This window comes from Sphingomonas echinoides, assembly GCF_029623395.1.
GTDB classification, from domain to species: domain Bacteria; phylum Pseudomonadota; class Alphaproteobacteria; order Sphingomonadales; family Sphingomonadaceae; genus Sphingomonas; species Sphingomonas echinoides_A.
In genome coordinates this window covers 23,681-40,339 of record NZ_JAPYKK010000032.1, presented here as the reverse complement: position 1 = coordinate 40,339, position 16,659 = coordinate 23,681, and the positions used below count along the sequence as shown (strand labels likewise).

The following is a 16,659-nucleotide window of genomic DNA, read 5'->3' as shown; positions in this document are numbered from 1 at the left end:
CCTTTGGAACGATGAAGGGTCGGCGACCGGTTCCAGAGACGGTTCAGGCCGGTCGTTCCCCCTCGGCGGGGTTCGAGCGTGGCCGACTTTCGATCACGCGGATTAGACTGACGCCGCCCAGCACGCAGATCATGCCGATGGCGATAAACAAGGATGGCCCGCGGCGTCGGATCAGTGCGCGCGCGGAGTGCCGAAAGAGGGAAACGCTCACGGCCGTGACCGCGACGAATGCGGCCCGGAAATTCCGGAAACCCCCTAAAAGCGGCAACTGACAATTTTGTCCTATAATAAATCCATGAGCACTTTCGCCATGTTTCGCAAGTCCTGGGAAGTCGCTCGCGCGCATCATCAGCGCATCTGCGTTGATCATCGCGGGCGGGTTTCGCGGTCGCTTGCCATCGGAATGGAAAACACGTTGAAGCACAGCCGCCTTTTGCTCACTGCCGCGCCAGTGGCGTTGATGTTTCCTGCTTTCGCCCATGCCTTGCCGGTGTCCGCAAACGCGGAAGCGCCGCCAGCCGCCGCCACCGCCGCGGTCGAGCCATCGGTCGACAAGGCGCCAGCCAAGGAAGTCTTCTCCACCGGCGTGGCCAAGGCGCGTGACCTGCTCGACAGCGCGATCTCGACCAGTTCGCTCAGCGAGCAGGAAATCCTGAAATTTTCGCCACAGTCGGTCGCCGACCTGCTGCGCAACTTGCCGGGCGTGCGCTCGGATGCGTCCCAGGGCGACGGTTATGGCAATATCTCGATCCGCGGCCTGCCGATCGCCGCGACCGGCAGCAAGTTCGTCCAACTCCAGGAGGATGGGCTTCCCGTCTTCGAATTCGGCGATATCGGGTTCGCGACGGCAGACACGTTCCTGCGGTATGACACGACCGTCGGTCAGGTGCAGGCGATCCGCGGCGGATCGGCCTCGACGTTCGCGTCGAATTCCCCCGGCGGCGTGATCAACTTCATCTCCAAGACCGGGGTGAACGCCGGTGGCGCCGTACAGACGACCTTTGGTCTCGATCATCGATCGTACCGGCTCGACTTCGATTACGGCACGCCCTTGTCCGACACGCTGCGCGTCAACGTCGGCGGCTTTTACCGTCGGGGCGAGGGGCCGCGGTCCACCGGCTTTGACGGTCAGGACGGCGGCCAGATCAAGGTCAACGTCACCAAGGAGTTTACCGGCGGTTATATTCGTTTCTACGGTAAGTATCTGAACGATCGGACGCCGGTCTACGGCTATATTCCGATGAAGGTTACCGGGACCAACAGCGATCCGACCTACTCCAGCGTCGCCAATTTCGACATGAAGCGCGATACGCTGCTGAACCGGAATTTCACCACGATCGTCGGGCTGGACGGAAATGACGCGCTGTCGCGCCAGAACGTCCGCGATGGTCAGCATCCGATCGTCAAATCAGTCGGGTTCGAAGCGCAATTCACGGTCGCGGGATGGTCGATCACCAATCGTTTCCGCTACGCAGGCATCAGTGGCAGCTTCGTCAGCCCGCAATTCGTTCAGGTCGGCGATGCCGCGGCGATCACCGGTCGCTTGGGCGGATCGGGTGGCAGCATTGCCTTTGCGAACGGCCCCAACGCCGGCACCGTGATCGCCAACCCATCGGCGCTCAACGGCAACGGCCTGCTTGCGGCAATCGGGATGGCCAGCAACCGCTACAATAGCCTCGATAACGTCACCAACGATCTTCGGGGCAGCCGGACGTGGAGCGTCGGTAGCGGCGCGCTCACCACCACAGCGGGCTTCTACAAGTCGCGCCAGAATATCGGCACGACGTTCCTTTGGACATCCGTGATCCAGGACGTGCGCGGCGGCGGTCGCGGAGCGCTGATCGACGTTACGTCGGCGACCGGCGTACCAATCACGCAGAATGGGGTTTACGGCTTCGGTGCCGCGTTGCTCGGCGGATGCTGCCGCCTCAATTACAACGTCGCCTACGATGTCAACGCGCCTTACGGCTCGGTCAACTATCAGATCGGCAAGCTGTCGCTTGGCGGTAGCCTGCGGTACGATATGGGCAGCGCCAACGGGACCTATACCGAGGGCACGGGATTCTCATCCTACGACATCGACGGTAATGGCGTAATTTCCGACGCGGAGTCCCGTACGTCACGCTTCGGCGCAGCGGTACCGGGACTGATCGACTATTCGTACAACAACCTGTCCTACTCGGCGAGCGCCAACTATCGCATCGCCCAGACCTGGTCGGTCTTCGGGCGGTACAGTCGCGGCGGGCGAGCCAACGCCGACCGCATCATCTCGTCCCGCTTCCTCAACTTCAAGGACGGCAGCCTGCTCCGGCCGGAAACGGCGGTGGACAAGGTTACACAGGCCGAGGGCGGGTTCAAATACCGCACCGACTCGACGATGTTCAATCTGACCGGGTTCTGGGCGGAGGCAATGGACACCAACCTCGACCCGCGCGACGGCGCACCGGTTGAGCGCTTGTTCCGGGCCAAGGGAATCGAGCTCGAGGGCAGCTACACGCGCGGCATTGCCAGCATCACGGCGGGTGCGACCTACACCAGTGCGAAGATCGCTAAGGACAAGGTCACGCCGATCTTCGTCGGGAATACCCCGCATAACCAGGCGGGGCTGATCTATCAGGTTACGCCGCAGATCAGCGCGGACCGGTTCAATATCGGCGCAGTGATCATCGGAACGACCGGCAGCTACGCCGGCGATGACGAACAGCTGCGGATCCCGGCGTATGTCACGACCAACGCCTTTGTGCAGTTCCACGTCACCCAGCAGCTTCTGTTGTCCGTGAACGCTGCCAACCTGTTCGACTCGAAAGCCATCACTGGCGTGCAGGACACGACGATGCCTGCCGGCGGAATTGTGATGGGCCGGACGCTGCCGGGTCGGACTGTTTCTGCGGCGGTGCGCATGGACTTCTGAATTTTTCCGCTCCGGGCGCGAGCGTGCCCGGAGCCCCAGTCTCGGAAGTTCACCCCGGCGTCCGCAATGCCGGCCATTACCTATCGAAAGTCTTTTGATGTTCAAATCCATGAAGATCCCGAGGAAGCTGGCGCTCTCTTTCCTGATCATCTGTATCTCGGCAGCGGCGATGATGGGGGTGTTCTTCACGAACATCACGGCAATCCGCCACGCCTCTGATGGCAACAATCTCAGCCAGGGTATTCATGCCAAGGCGCTCACGCTGGAAACGTCGCTGCTGCGCCAGAACAGCCAGATGCGCGGTTTCCTCGTCACGGCCGACCCCACGTATCTGAAATCCTATACCGAAGCCCAGGGCGACTATGACGCCGCGTCGGAAGAGCTTGAGACCCTCTTGACCCAACCGGAGTTGCACGCCGCACTTCTCAAGTCGCGCGCGGCGACGCTCGACTGGCGCAAGGCGTGGGGCGACCGTCTGATCGATCTCGTCAAGGCAGGCGAGCGCGAGCGCGCGGAGGCCGAGGTGCGTGCGGCAGGGAAGGCGGTGCTGACGACGGCAGCCGTGCTGCCGCTGCGCGATATTCGTGACGCCGAAATCGCATTGATCGAGAAGAATTCGGCGAGCCAGCAATCCGCTATTGCGGCAGCCGTGACCGTGCTGGTTATTGGCGGAATGGCGTTGATCGCGATCGCCGTCACGCTCGCTTTCGTCCTCAGCCGCCTGATCGCGCAGCCGGTATCACGCCTGACCAAGACAATGGCGGATCTCGCGGCGGGCAAGAACGATCTCTCGGTGCCCGACCTCGATCGGAGCGACGAACTGGGCGATATGGCGCGGGCCGTGCTGGTGTTTCGCGATGCGGCGGTTGCCAAGGAAGCTGCCGACCGGGGCGCAGCGCGCGCGGAGGCAGAACAGCAGATGGTCGTCGACACGGTCTCGCTGCATCTGTCGGAGGTCGCGGAGGGCAATCTCACCGCCGAGATTACCCGCGACTTCCCGAGCACCTATGCCGCGGTAAAGACGAATTTCAACGCAGCGGTGGTCGCCCTGCGCGACCTGATTTCCTCGGTGCGGGAGTCGACCACGTCGATCCGGACCGGATCAGTCGAGATCGCGCAAGCATCGGAGGATCTTGCGCGTCGGACCGAGAGCAACGCGTCGAACCTCGAAGAGACGTCGGCCGCGGTCGTCCAGATGGACGGACGTCTGAAGAACACCGCCGAAGCCGCCAACCGAACCGCCGAACGCGCCAACGGCACGATGGCCACGGTGGCCGAGGGCCGCTCGACTGCGGACGAGGCAGTGGAGGCAATGAGCCGGGTGTCCGACAGTGCCAAGGGGATCGACAGCGTGATCGAGGGGCTCGACAAGATCGCCTTCCAGACACGCGTGTTGGCGATGAATGCGGCGGTAGAGGCCGGGCGTGCGGGGGATGCCGGACGCGGGTTCGCGGTCGTCGCCGATCTCGTTTCGGCGCTGGCGATGCGCGCCGAGGAGGAAGCCGGTCGCGCGCGCGACCAGTTGAGCGCGACGCAGACCGACATCGTCACCGCAGTCGAGGCGGTGCACAAGGTCGATGCCGCGCTCGCCGACATCACCGCTGGCGTCAGCGACGTGAACGAGCTGCTCGGGGCGATCGCGACGGACAATCAGACCCAGTCGAGCGCGATCACGCAAATCAGCGCGGCAATCTCGACCATGGATCATGCGACCCAGCAGAATGCGGCGATGGTCGAGGAAACCTCTGCCGCTGCGCGCAGTCTCGCCACGGAAGTGAACCTCCTGTCCGAACATGCTGCCCGCTTCAACGTCGGCGGCCCGGTGAAGGCGGTGCCAAACGCAAGCCAGGCGCGTTTTTCCGGACCGGTGAAGCAGCTTCCGGCGGCGGCGGTCGCCAAATTGGTCCGGCCGGATGCCGGCGCGGACGACTGGCAGTCTTTCTGATCTCGGTTCTCGTCACTGCCTCGGTCGCGTTGCGGCCCTCTGGGAACCGATATGCATAGGATCACGTCTTCTCCCGAACGCGGGGAGCTAGGGCGATTTGCCGAAGTCGCGCGTGCGTTGGGATCGCCGTTCGTCGCGGCAGTACTCGAAGCCGGAGAGCGCCAGTTGCCGCACGCGCCGCGCACGGCGGCGCTGATCCGCGACTGGCCCGGGGAGACCGGCTCCGACGCGGTTGCGATGCGGTTCAACGCCGCGCTCCACGCGATCGCACGCGCCGGTCGCCAGCCGGCGCTGACCGCGCTGTACACGCAGCAGCATGACGACTTCGACGGGGCGATCGGTGCGGCGCTCGCCGCGTCGGACGATGTCATCGCGGTGTCGATGCAGGATACCCCGCAGACCAACGAAGTCGGGCGATCCGCCGCGATCGCCGCGGCATTGATGGTGGCCTATCAGACGTTCGGCATGCCGTTCGAACTGTTCGAGATCGGTTCCAGTTGTGGACTCAATCTGAACCTTGGCCGCTATGGTTATGATCTTGGGGGCATTTCGGCGGGCGTCGGCGGCTCACCGGTGCAGATCGCGCCGAAATGGTCGGGCGCGAATCCGCCCCCCGCACCGCTCGACGTGATTGCCGCTAGCGGGGTCGATCTGAACCCGCTCAAGGCAAGCGAGCCGGGCACGCGGGATCGGTTGCTGTCCTATGTCTGGGCGGATCAACCGCATCGCGCGCGGCGGCTGGAAGCGGCACTCGCGTTGGCGCTGCGATACCCGCCACGAGTCGATCATGCGAACGCCGTTCCCTGGCTGGCGGCGCGACTGGAGGAGGCACAACCCGTTGGGCAGTGTCGGGTCGTCTACCATTCGATGGTGTTGCAATATCTGTCCGTGCGGGACCGGGATGTCATCATCGCCACGATCCGCCACGCCGGTGCGCGCGCGACAATCAAGCGGCCACTGGCGTGGATCAGCTTTGAATGGTCACAAACGCGCGACGAAGTGCAGCTTTGCCTGACATGCTGGCCGGGGGGCGAGACGCGGGTGTTGGCGATCTGCCACGCTTATGGGGAGTGGATCGATTGGCGGGCCGGAACGGGCCGTTAGGGTGACCTGAAACAAAAGCGTCGAACGCTCGCGGCCTAACGGCCTGCAAGACGTTCGACGCTGGCTTACCGCCGGGCCACGGCGATCAGCGCGGTCGATGGAACCGGCAGGATCGTGCGGTCGCCCGCCATGGTCCGAACTTCGCGGACCACCGCTGCTTTCTCCGCGTCGCTCAGGCTCGTCCAGTCGGGAGACATGCCGAACAGCGTGTCGGGCTCGGCAAGCGCGTCCAGATCGAGCGCGAAGTCCCGCGTGACGTGCTCGACGTGCGGCGCGCGATATCCCGCGGTCGTCAGTTCGCGCGCAAGCGCGTCCGGGTTGCTCAGCGCTCTGATCGCGTCGGGCATGGTCATACCGTCCCGTTCGGGGAAAAGCTTCTGACGGATCTGACCCAGCAGCAGGAAGGTCGCGGCCCCGCGATCCTGCCATGTCGCGATCACGCCGTATCCGCCGGGGCGCGTCACGCGCGCCATTTCGGCCAGACCTTTGCGCCAATCGGGAAACATAACGACGCCAAAGATCGAGAAAACCGCGTCAAAGCTGCCATCTTCCAGCGCAAGCGCTTGTCCGTCCATGACGAGAGGCTCGATATTGGGCACGTTTGCCGCCGCGATGCGGGCGACCATCGCAGGTGAAAAGTCGGTGGCGACGACGTACGCGCCCGTCCTGGCTGCAATCAACGCCAGCGCACCCGTACCGGCTGCAACGTCAAGAACGCGGCTGTCCGCCGTCAGGGGAACCCGCTCGATTGCTGCTTGGGCATATAGGCCGGTGAAGGGATGCGCGGTCTTTTCATAATGCTGGGCAACCGTGTCCCAATGGTGAGGATCGTCGAACGCAGGCATAGGGAGACTCCGAATCACGTAACATCATAAGTATCGTGATAACGCGCGTTTGCCAATCCCGTTTGACGTGCGAAGGACCTCAACGTGCGCAACGATAGCCGCCTTTCACGTATGCTCCACGTGCTGCTCCACATGGCACGGCATGACGGCCCGATGACCTCCGACGCGATCGCTCGAATGCTCGGAACCAACCCGGTCGTCGTGCGCCGTACGATGGCCGGCTTGCGCGATGCGGGATATGTGCGGTCGGAAAAGGGGCATGGCGGTGGCTGGGCGATCGCGACGGACCTGGCGAGCGTGTCGCTGCTGGATGTCCACCGCGCGGTAGGTGGTCCCCGCCTGTTCGCGATCGGAAACGAACATCCGAACGCCGACTGCGCGGTCGAAAAGGTCGTCAACGCGGCGGTCGAGGGGGCGCTGCGGGAGGCGGAGGCGCTGTTGGTCGCACGGTTGGGCGCGGTAAGTCTGGCGGAATTGGCCCGGAGTTTCGACGCGCGGTGCAATCCACCCGATTAGAACGCGCCGTGCCTATCGCTCAGGCCGCGCTGTCGCCCATCCGCTCGCCGAGCCGAACCGGTCGCTCGGGCACCCAGTCTTCGTTGAATGTGATCGCGCCCTGCTGGAAGAGCATCACGACCGTCGAACCGAGCAGGAAGCGGCCCATCTCCGCGCCCTTTTTCAAGACGATGTCCTGATCGGTATAGGTCCATTCGGACGGCGTCCTGGGACGCTTGCGATTGACCACGCCATGCCAGACAGTTGCGATGCTTCCGACAATCGTCGCCCCGACCAGCACCATCACGAACGGCCCATGTTCCGGCGATGCGAAGACGCAGACGACCCGTTCATTGCGGGCAAACAGGTTGGGCACGCCGCGAGCCGTGGTCGGGTTTACCGAGAAGAGCTTCCCCGGCACGTGAATCATCCGCGTGAGCGTGCCGTCGCACGGCATGTGCAAGCGATGATAGTCCTTGGGGGAGAGGTACAAATTGGCGAACGCGCCATGGCGGAGCTGCCCCGCGAGCGCAGCGTCCCCGCCGACCAGGTCTGTGGTCGTAAAGCGATGCCCCTTGGCCTGGACGATTTGGTCGTCATCGATGGTCCCGAACTGGCTGATCGCGCCATCGACCGGACACACGAAATCGGCAGTCGCGATCGGGCGGCTGCCGACTTTGAGGGGGCGGGTGAAGAAGTCGTTGAAGCTCTTGTAGCTCGCGACGTCTGGATTCACGGCCTCGCTCATGTCGACCGCATATGTGCGGATGAACCAGCGGATCAGTCTGGTGGTCCACGCCCCGCCCTCCGCTCCGGCGACCCGGCCCGCGAGCGTGGTCAGGCGCTGCTTGGGCAGCATGTGCTGGAGAAGTATCTTCAAGCGGTCGGGCATCAGAACCTCGTAACATCGACGACACACCTGTAACGGCAGAAGCGGGCAGGTCGACCTTCTGAATGCTACGGGCATGGCGATGGGCGGCGATGCGTGGTGATGAGCTCGCGGCGAGCCAGGAGACGCCCTATCTCCCGTCTACGCGGCAAGCGCCCTCTCGGAACAAGCCGCTCGAGCCTCGACGAGGGCCGCGACAAGGTCCTCTATGTCCGCGTCGCTGTGCGCCGGCGTCGGGGTGATTCGCAGCCGTTCCTGGCCCACCGGAACCGTCGGATAGTTGATCGGCTGGACGTAGAGCGCGTGGTGTTCGAGCAGATAGGTGCTCATCGCCCGACACAGATGCGCGTCGCCGATCAGTACGGGAACAAGGTGGCTTTGCGTCGCGCTGAGCGTGAAACCCGCAGCGCGTAGCAGCGTCTTCAGGCGAGTCGCATTCGCTTGCTGCCGTTCGCGAAGCGTTGGATCTTCCTTCAGGCGACGGACCGCGGCGAGCGCGCCTGCCGCGAGGTGCGGGCAGAGCGACGTCGTGAAGATGAAGCTGTCGGCGAAACTGCGGATCACATCGATCAGCAGATCCGGCCCCGCAACATAGCCCCCCATTACGCCAAATGCTTTGGCAAGGGTTCCTTCGATCAGCGTGACCCTGTCAGCGACGCCGTCGCGCTGCGCGACACCGGCGCCGGTCGCGCCATACATGCCGACGGCATGCACTTCGTCGAGATAGGTGAGCGCGTCATAGCGGTCGGCTAGGTCGCAGATTGCCGAGATCGGCGCGATGTCGCCATCCATCGAATAGACGCTTTCGAACGCAATGATCTTCGGGCGCGCGGAGTCTACCGATTGGAGCAATCGTTCGAGGTCGGCGAGGTCGTTGTGGGCGAAGATGAACCGTTCGGCGCCCGAGCGCCGGATTCCTTCGATCATCGAGTTATGGTTGAGCGCGTCGGAAAAAATCGCACAGCCGGGGAGCAGTTTGCCGAGCGTGCCGAGGCTGGCGAGATTGGAGATCCAGCCCGAGGTGAAGACCAGCGCCGCATCCTTGTCATGCAAACTGGCCAGCTCCGCTTCGAGCGCGACATGTTGGCGGTTGGTGCCCGAGATGTTGCGCGTGCCGCCGGCACCGGCGCCGGAGGTGGCGATCGTCTCATGCATCGCGGTCAGCACGGCAGGGTCCTGGCCCATGCCCAGATAGTCGTTGCTGCACCAGACGGTTACTTCCGTCGCGCCGTGTGGGCTGTGCCAGATCGCCTTCGGGAACGCGCCGACGATGCGTTCGAGTTCCACGAAGGTGCGGTAGCGACCGTCGAGCTTGGTCTGGGTGAGCAACGCTTCGAAATGCGAAAATGGATTCATGATACGTGTCCTGAATCAGTGCCTAGGTCGCGATCGACCGTGATACGTGCCCGAACGAGAAATGCGGTTTGGGGCACCGGACGACATATATGTATGGTATATGTTTGCATGCAATATTGAAAATCAACCATACAAGAAAAGAAATCCTTTTTCCTGTCGCTTCGCCGGCGGTCACAGTCGAATTTTACCGGCTGGCGAAGCAGCCGGTAGGACAATCTGACCTATTGTATGGCATCGAAGAACGGTGCAAAGCGGCGGTGTGCCATACATAAACGCGCTCCCCGGCGCTTGTCGGTAAAAGGACGGTCATGGATTTCAGCTTCGATGCGTTGACGCTTGCGCGCGCGCAATTCGCGTTCACCATCTCGTTCCATTTCGTCTTCCCCGCTTTCTCGATCGGGTTGGCCAGCTATCTGATGGTGCTCGAAGGGTTGTGGCTGAAGACGGGAAGTGGCGTGTACGCCAACCTGTATCGCTACTGGCTCAAGATCTTCGCCGTGACGTTCGGCATGGGCGTCGTCTCCGGGATCGTCATGTCCTACCAGTTCGGCACCAACTGGGCGGTGTTCTCGGACAAGGCCGGGCCGATCGTAGGGCCGCTGATGGCTTATGAAGTCCTGACCGCCTTTTTCCTCGAAGCGGGTTTCCTGGGGGTCATGCTGTTCGGAATCAGCAAGGTGGGCAAGGGGCTGCACTTCTTCGCCACCTGCATGGTCGCCCTCGGGACATTGATTTCGGCAACCTGGATCACCGCGGCGAACAGTTGGATGCACACCCCGGCCGGTTTCGTCATCAACGCCAAAGGCCAATTCATGCCGGCCGGGTCGTGGCTGCCGATCATCTTCAACCCGAGCTTTCCGTATCGCCTCGTCCACGTCGTGATCGCCGCGTATCTCACGACTTCGCTGGTCGTCGCCGCGGTCGGTGCGTGGCACCTGTTGCGGGATCGGCGCAATCCGGGTGCGCGCAAGATGTTCGCTATGGCGATGGGCATGATCGCGATTGCTGCACCGCTGCAGATTTTCGCGGGCGATACGCAAGGGCTCAATACGCTCGAACACCAGACCCCCAAGGTTCTGGCGATGGAAGGTGATTTCGAACCCAGCCCGCAGGGCGCGCCGCTGATCCTGTTCGGCATTCCGAGCCAGAAGGACGCCAAGGTCTATTACAAGGTCGAGATCCCGCAGCTCGGCTCGCTGATCCTCAAGCATTCGCCAAACGCGCCGCTTCCCGGGCTCAAGGATTTCCCGCGCGCCAAATGGCCGCCCGTACCGATCGTTTTCTGGTCGTTCCGGATCATGGTAGGGCTTGGCATGGCGATGCTTGGCCTCGCGGTATGGGGATTGTGGGCGCGGCTGCGGGGTCGCTTGTATGAAACGGCATGGCTGCATCGTGCAGCCGTCGCGATGGGGCCGACTGGATTCATCGCGGTGCTGGCCGGCTGGGTGACGACCGAGGTGGGGCGACAGCCGTACACGGTGTACGGTTATCTACTCACCGCGCAGTCGCGATCGCCGCTCGCGGCGCCCGCAGTGGCGACGTCGCTCCTCGCGTTCGTGATCGTCTATTTCGCGGTGTTCGGTGCGGGCACCTATTATCTGCTGCGGCTGATGGCGCATGCCCCGCAAGCGCACGAGAGCGAGCCGCCGCATGTTCCGCAACGCGCAGCCGGGCTCGTTCCCGCAGCCGGACTGGAGTGACGTCGATGTCCAATTTCTTCGATCTTGCGACGATCTGGGCGGGGATCCTCGCGTTCGCCATTTTCGCCTACGTCGTGATGGACGGTTTCGACCTCGGCATCGGCATCCTGTTCCCGGGCTTTGCGGTCGGCGATGAGCGCGATCAGGCAATGAACTCGATCGCGCCGGTGTGGGACGGCAACGAAACGTGGCTGGTGCTGGGCGGCGGCGGACTGATGGCGGCGTTTCCGCTGGCCTATGCGATCATCCTCCCGGCGACCTATCCGCTGGTCATCGCGATGCTGCTCGGTCTCGTATTCCGCGGTGTCGCGTTCGAGTTCCGCTGGCGCGATCCACGGCATCGCGCGCTGTGGGATGTCGCGTTCTGCGCCGGGTCGGTGATCGCCACGCTGGCGCAAGGCATGGTGCTCGGCGCTGTGCTGCAGGGCGTTCACGTCGTCGGGCGCGGCTATGGGGGCGGGTGGCTCGATTGGCTGACGCCGTTCACGGTGCTGACCGGCGTGGCACTGCTGATCGGCTATGCGCTGCTCGGCGCCACCTGGCTGATCGGCAAGACGGAAGGCGCTGCGCAGGCGCATGCGCGCCGGATGGCGTTCGGGCTCGGCATCGCAATGCTGATGGCGATGGCCGCGGTCAGCATCGCGACGCCGCTTCTGGCGTTCGATTACTGGCGACGCTGGCTCGCCTTCCCGGGCATCCTGCTGACCGCGCAGGTTCCGCTGCTGGTGGTCATCACTGCCGTGCTGTTCTTCCGTAGCCTCCAGCGCGGGGGGGAACGGATGCCGTTTCTGCTGACGCTCGGCCTGTTCGCGCTGGGGTTTGCCGGGCTGGGAATCAGCATGTTCCCTTACGTCGTGCCGCGCGCCGTGACGATCTGGGACGCGGCAGCGCCAGCGGGAAGCCTGGTCTTCATGCTGGTGGGAACGGTGACCATCATTCCGGTCATCATCGGCTACACCGCCTGGGCCTATTATGTGTTTCGCGGCAAAGCCGGCGTGGCGGGATATCATTGATGCCTGGCTCTTGCTCGCGCCCGCTGTGGCGCCGGATCGGGTGGATGCTGCTGATCTGGCTGGGCAGCGTGTTGGCGCTCGGCGCGGTGTCGTTGGTGATCCGATTTTGGCTTCACGCATGAGTATTCCCTCGATCAGAACGGAAATCCGATGACACGTGACGACGGTGTAATCGACTTCGGTCAAGCCTCTGCCGCCTTGCCGCTGGTCGCGATCCTGCGCGGCATCACCCCCGCCGAAATCGACGAAACCGGCGATACGCTGGTCGAGGCTGGCTTTCGGCTGATCGAAGTGCCGCTGACGTCGCCCAATGCCTTTGTCAGCATCGCCCGTCTGGTGAAGCGGGTAGGGCCGGACGTCGTCGTCGGGGCGGGGACGGTTCGCACGGTCGACCAGCTTCAACACCTCGTCGATTGCGGCGGTCGCCTGATGGTCACGCCGCATGGCGACGTCGCGTTGATCCGCGCCGCCAAAGCGCTCGGCTTGTTCACGCTGCCGGGCGTGGCCACCCCGACCGAGGGATTTGCCGCGATCGATGCCGGGGCGGACGGTCTGAAGATATTTCCCGCCGATACGCTTGCCACATCGACGTTGCGCGCGTGGCGGACGGTGATGGGCGACACGCTCTTATGCCCGACAGGTGGGATCACGCCCTTGGCGATGCGGGAATATGTGGCCGCCGGTGCCTCGGGCTTCGGTCTCGGTTCGGCGTTATACGCGCCGGGTGCATCGCCCGCTGCCACCCGGCAATCCGCCGACGCTTTCGTCGCCGCGTGGCGCCGCCCGGACGAAGAATATGCGCGATCAGGGGCGGTCGAGGCGTGATCGCCGATGGCGGCGGATATTGGTCGAGCTAAGTAGTTTCCGTTCTGGCGTCGGGCGTGGGTCGGCGGCAAGGCAGCATTTCGCAGGAGCGTCCAGAACGGGGGCATCCCTGCGCGAAAGGTCTCCCGATGATCCAGCCGAGCCAGCAACTGTCCACTCGTAGCGGTTTCACGTTTCAGGTTCGTCCCGCCCGCCCGGCGGACGACGGCACGGTCGCAGAATTCTTCACCCACGTGACTCGCGAGGATTTGCGCTTCCGCTTCCTGACCGCGTTGAGCGACGTCGGTCCGGCGCAGATCACGGCGCTGACGCATGTCGACCACCGCTGGTCGGAGAACTTCCTCGCCTTCACCTCCGATGGATCGACGATGATCGCGACCGCCATGCTTGCGTGTGACCGGAATTTCGACCGGGGCGAAGTTGCCATTGCGATCCGCAAGGACTTCAAGGCGAACGGCATCGGCTGGGCGTTGCTCGCGCATGTCGCACGCGTCGCCGATGCCAATGGGGTAAAGGTGCTGGAGGCAATCGAGAGCCGCGCGAACCATGCCGCGATCGAAGTGGAGCGCGACATGGGCTTTACGGTGGAACCCTATCCGGGCGACAGCACGTTGTTGTGCGTCAGCCGCGCGCTGGGCCGCGATGGTCTGCCTGATTCGATTGGTGCCGTGACCAAGTGACCGCATCCAACGACGCCGTGTTAAGGACGACCCGATCATGACGAGCAGAATTAGCGCGCAGCTTCGCGACCGGATCATGAGCGCCGATGCGGCCGCCAGGTTGATCACTGCGGGAAGTACCGTCGGTCTGAGTGGCTTTACCGGATCGGGCTATCCCAAGGCGGTTCCTCTTGCGCTCGCCGCGCGGATCGAGGCGGAACACGCGCTCGGCAACGCGTTTCAAATTCGCGTATGGACCGGTGCCTCGACCGGGCCCGAACTCGACGGTGCGCTCGCCAAGGCGAACGGCATCGAATTTCGCCTGCCGTATAACTCCGACCCGATCGCACGCGAGAAGATCAACCGCGGCGAGATGGACTATTTCGACATGCATCTGAGCCAAGTCGCGCCGATGGCGTGGCAGGGCTTCCTCGGGCCGCTTGATACCGCCGTGGTCGAAGTGTCGGGAATTCGCGCCGACGGGTCGCTGATCCCGTCGTCCTCGATCGGCAACAACAAGACCTGGCTCGACCGCGCCGACCAGATCATTCTTGAGGTCAATCGCTGGCAGAACCCGGCGCTCGAGGGGATGCACGACATCTATTACGGTACGGCCTTGCCGCCGCACCGCGTGCCGATCCCGCTGGTGCGGCCCGATGACCGGATCGGCGAAGCGTATTTCCGGGTGGACCCTGCCAAGATCGTCGCGATCGTCGAGACCGACGCCCCCGACCGCAACCTGCCGTTCGCTGCGCCCGATGCCGCCGCGCATGCGATCGCGGGCCATCTGATCGAGTTCTATCGGCATGAAGTGGCGCGCGGGCGCTTGCCCGCGACGCTGCTGCCGCTTCAGTCCGGCGTCGGCAACATTGCCAATGCCGTGCTGACCGGGCTTGTCGCTGGGCCGTTCGAGGACATGACCTCCTACACCGAAGTGATCCAGGACGGCATGCTCGACCTGCTCGATTCGGGGAAGCTGCGCATGGCGTCGGCAACCGCCTTCTCGCTCAGCCCTGAAGCCGCCGCGCGGCTCAATGCGAACATGCGCACGTATCGTGACAGGATGATCTTGCGGCCGCAGGAAATTAGCAATCATCCCGAACTGATCCGCCGGCTCGGCTGTCTGGCGATGAACGGGTTGATCGAAGCCGACATCTACGGAAACGTCAACTCCACCCATATCATGGGATCGCGAATCCAGAACGGCATTGGTGGGTCGGGCGATTTCGCGCGCAACGCCTATGTTTCGATCTTCATGACGCCGTCGACCGCCAAGGGCGGCGCCATCTCGGCGATCGTTCCGCAAGCCAGCCATGTCGATCACATCAGTCAGGACGTGCAGGTGCTGGTCACCGAACAGGGCCTGGCGGATCTGCGCGGGCTGAGCCCGAAGCAACGCGCGGAGGTGATCATCGAGAATTGCGCGCATCCGGATTACCGTCCTGCGCTGAACGACTATTACCGCCGTGCCCGGGCAGGGTCCTACGGTCAGCAGACGCCGATGCTGCCGGGCGAAGCGCTGTCCTGGCATCAGCGCTACATCGATACCGGCACCATGCGAATGTAGCCGCGCCGGGTGTGGAAGCGGCGACCTTTCAGAGCGGAAGACGTCGCCGTCCGCTCCCCTAGCGCGTCTTGAGCAACGTCAGGCCGCCCAAACTCAGCACCCCAGCAGCCACCAGATACACCCCGACCAACGATGGCCCGCCGTGTCCCGCGAGGGCCTGGGCGGCGATCGGCGCCAGCGCGCCACCGATGATGCCGCCCAGGTTGAACGTGATCGAAACGCCGGTGTAGCGCACTCCCGGCTCGAACAGCGACGGCAGCCATCCGCCAAGCGGGCCATACGCGAAGCCCATCGCGAACAGCGAGGCGGCGAGCCAGACGAACACGATCCACAATGCGCCCGACCCAAGCATCGGCCCCATCAGCATGCCCGAGAGCACGCACCCGACGAAACCCCAGCGCAGCATCCGCGTCGCGCCGGTCCGGTCCGCCAGCGTACAGGCGACGATAACCCCGAGCGCGAGGAACAGGATCGCACCGATCTCGACCCCGAGGAAGGCCTGGCGACCGTATCCGAGGGTCGTGGTCCCGTAGCTCAGCGCGAAGGCGGTGGTGAGGTAGAATAGCGCGAAACACGCGACGACTCCCGTCGTCCCGGCGATCGTCGCGCGCAGATGCGAGCCGAACAAATGCGCGATCGGAACGCGCGGGAGCGCGTTGTGCGCCGCGGCTTCCCGGAAGGCGGGCGTCTCGGTGAGTTTGAGCCGCACCCACAAGCCGAGCCCAACGAGGACCGAGCTCGCAAGGAACGGCAACCGCCAGCCCCAGTCCCGAAATTGCTGATCGCTCAACAGGGCTCCGAGGATCAGGAAAAAGCCATTCGCCGCAATGAACCCGATCGGGGCACCGAGCGGGGGGAACATTCCCCACCGGTTCTCATGCCCCTTGGGCGCATTTTCTACCGCCAGCAGCGATGCGCCGCCCCATTCGCCGCCGAGCCCCAACCCCTGTCCGAAACGAAGGATGCACAGCAGCAACGGGGCAACCCAGCCGATTTGCGCGTAGCTCGGCAGGAACGCGATCGCGACGGTCGAGCCGCCCATCAGCATCAGCGACGCGACGAGTGTGGACTTCCGCCCGAGCCTGTCGCCGAAATGACCGAACACCGCGGCACCCAGTGGACGCGCGAGAAAAGCGAGCCCGAAGCTGGCGTAGGACGCGAGCAATTGGACTCCCGGATCTTCCGCTGGGAAGAACAGCGGACCGAAGACCAGCGCCGCCGCCGTCGCATAGATGTAGAAATCGTAGAACTCGACCGACGTACCGATCAGGCTTGCCAGCAAGATACGCTGCGTCGACGCGGCGGTGGTTGGCGCACGATCGGCGCGGGCGGGAGCAGTCGTCATATCCG

General features: G+C 63.9%; 15 protein-coding genes. 10 read left to right on the top strand and 5 right to left on the bottom strand.

Annotated features, from left to right (window positions below):
• Positions 1-43 precede the first annotated feature (43 nt).
• Positions 44-370, bottom strand: coding sequence for a hypothetical protein (locus tag QBJ92_RS16215; RefSeq protein ID WP_277970741.1), 327 nt, complete (start codon positions 368-370; stop codon positions 44-46).
• Positions 371-415: 45 nt separating this feature from the next.
• Here QBJ92_RS16215 and QBJ92_RS16210 point away from each other — a divergent pair, with 45 nt between their 5' ends.
• The 3 genes from QBJ92_RS16210 (at position 416) to QBJ92_RS16200 (ending at position 5,960) form a co-directional block, all read left to right on the top strand.
• Positions 416-2,911, top strand: coding sequence for a TonB-dependent receptor domain-containing protein (locus QBJ92_RS16210; protein WP_277970740.1), 2,496 nt, complete (start codon positions 416-418; stop codon positions 2,909-2,911).
• A 97-nt stretch (positions 2,912-3,008) separates the two neighbouring features.
• Positions 3,009-4,856 (top strand): methyl-accepting chemotaxis protein, encoded by a 1,848-nt coding sequence (locus tag QBJ92_RS16205; RefSeq protein WP_277970739.1) that lies wholly within the window; start codon positions 3,009-3,011, stop codon positions 4,854-4,856.
• Positions 4,857-4,907: 51 nt separating this feature from the next.
• Entirely contained in the window at positions 4,908-5,960 is a 1,053-nt protein-coding gene (locus tag QBJ92_RS16200) for a DUF2332 domain-containing protein (RefSeq protein WP_277970738.1), read from the top strand.
• Between the two features lie 65 nt (positions 5,961-6,025).
• On the opposite strand, the gene QBJ92_RS16195 is transcribed toward QBJ92_RS16200, so the two are convergent.
• On the bottom strand, positions 6,026-6,805 hold the full coding sequence (locus tag QBJ92_RS16195) for a class I SAM-dependent methyltransferase (RefSeq protein WP_277970737.1): 780 nt from the start codon (positions 6,803-6,805) through the stop codon (positions 6,026-6,028).
• Between the two features lie 84 nt (positions 6,806-6,889).
• Here QBJ92_RS16195 and QBJ92_RS16190 point away from each other — a divergent pair, with 84 nt between their 5' ends.
• On the top strand, positions 6,890-7,321 hold the full coding sequence (locus QBJ92_RS16190; protein WP_277970736.1) for an Rrf2 family transcriptional regulator: 432 nt from the start codon (positions 6,890-6,892) through the stop codon (positions 7,319-7,321).
• Positions 7,322-7,340: 19 nt separating this feature from the next.
• Here the strand turns inward: QBJ92_RS16190 and asd are convergent, their stop codons facing one another.
• Complete coding sequence (gene asd / locus QBJ92_RS16185) at positions 7,341-8,192, bottom strand: archaetidylserine decarboxylase (RefSeq protein ID WP_277970735.1); 852 nt, start codon at positions 8,190-8,192, stop codon at positions 7,341-7,343.
• Positions 8,193-8,330: 138 nt separating this feature from the next.
• Positions 8,331-9,545, bottom strand: coding sequence for a 5-aminolevulinate synthase (gene hemA, locus QBJ92_RS16180; RefSeq protein ID WP_277970734.1), 1,215 nt, complete (start codon positions 9,543-9,545; stop codon positions 8,331-8,333).
• Positions 9,546-9,853: 308 nt separating this feature from the next.
• Here hemA and QBJ92_RS16175 point away from each other — a divergent pair, with 308 nt between their 5' ends.
• The 6 genes from QBJ92_RS16175 to QBJ92_RS16150 all read left to right on the top strand — a co-directional run bounded on the left by QBJ92_RS16175 (position 9,854) and on the right by QBJ92_RS16150 (position 15,309).
• Positions 9,854-11,245 carry a cytochrome ubiquinol oxidase subunit I gene (locus QBJ92_RS16175; protein ID WP_277970733.1) on the top strand — a complete coding sequence of 464 codons (1,392 nt, stop codon included), beginning with the start codon at positions 9,854-9,856 and terminating at the stop codon, positions 11,243-11,245.
• 5 nt (positions 11,246-11,250) lie between these two features.
• Positions 11,251-12,258, top strand: a complete 1,008-nt coding sequence (gene cydB / locus QBJ92_RS16170) for a cytochrome d ubiquinol oxidase subunit II (RefSeq protein WP_277970732.1) — start codon at positions 11,251-11,253, stop codon at positions 12,256-12,258.
• Entirely contained in the window at positions 12,258-12,380 is a 123-nt protein-coding gene (locus QBJ92_RS16165) for a DUF2474 domain-containing protein (protein ID WP_277970731.1), read from the top strand. Before cydB ends, QBJ92_RS16165 begins: the two co-directional genes overlap by 1 nt.
• A 28-nt stretch (positions 12,381-12,408) precedes the next feature.
• Positions 12,409-13,083 (top strand): 2-dehydro-3-deoxy-6-phosphogalactonate aldolase, encoded by a 675-nt coding sequence (locus QBJ92_RS16160; RefSeq protein ID WP_277970730.1) that lies wholly within the window; start codon positions 12,409-12,411, stop codon positions 13,081-13,083.
• A gap of 128 nt (positions 13,084-13,211) precedes the next feature.
• On the top strand, positions 13,212-13,763 hold the full coding sequence (locus QBJ92_RS16155) for a GNAT family N-acetyltransferase (protein WP_277970729.1): 552 nt from the start codon (positions 13,212-13,214) through the stop codon (positions 13,761-13,763).
• Positions 13,764-13,800: 37 nt separating this feature from the next.
• Positions 13,801-15,309 (top strand): acetyl-CoA hydrolase/transferase family protein, encoded by a 1,509-nt coding sequence (locus tag QBJ92_RS16150; protein ID WP_277970728.1) that lies wholly within the window; start codon positions 13,801-13,803, stop codon positions 15,307-15,309.
• Positions 15,310-15,367: 58 nt separating this feature from the next.
• On the opposite strand, the gene QBJ92_RS16145 is transcribed toward QBJ92_RS16150, so the two are convergent.
• Positions 15,368-16,654, bottom strand: a complete 1,287-nt coding sequence (locus QBJ92_RS16145) for an MFS transporter (protein WP_277970727.1) — start codon at positions 16,652-16,654, stop codon at positions 15,368-15,370.
• Between the last annotated feature and the right edge of the window lie 5 nt (positions 16,655-16,659).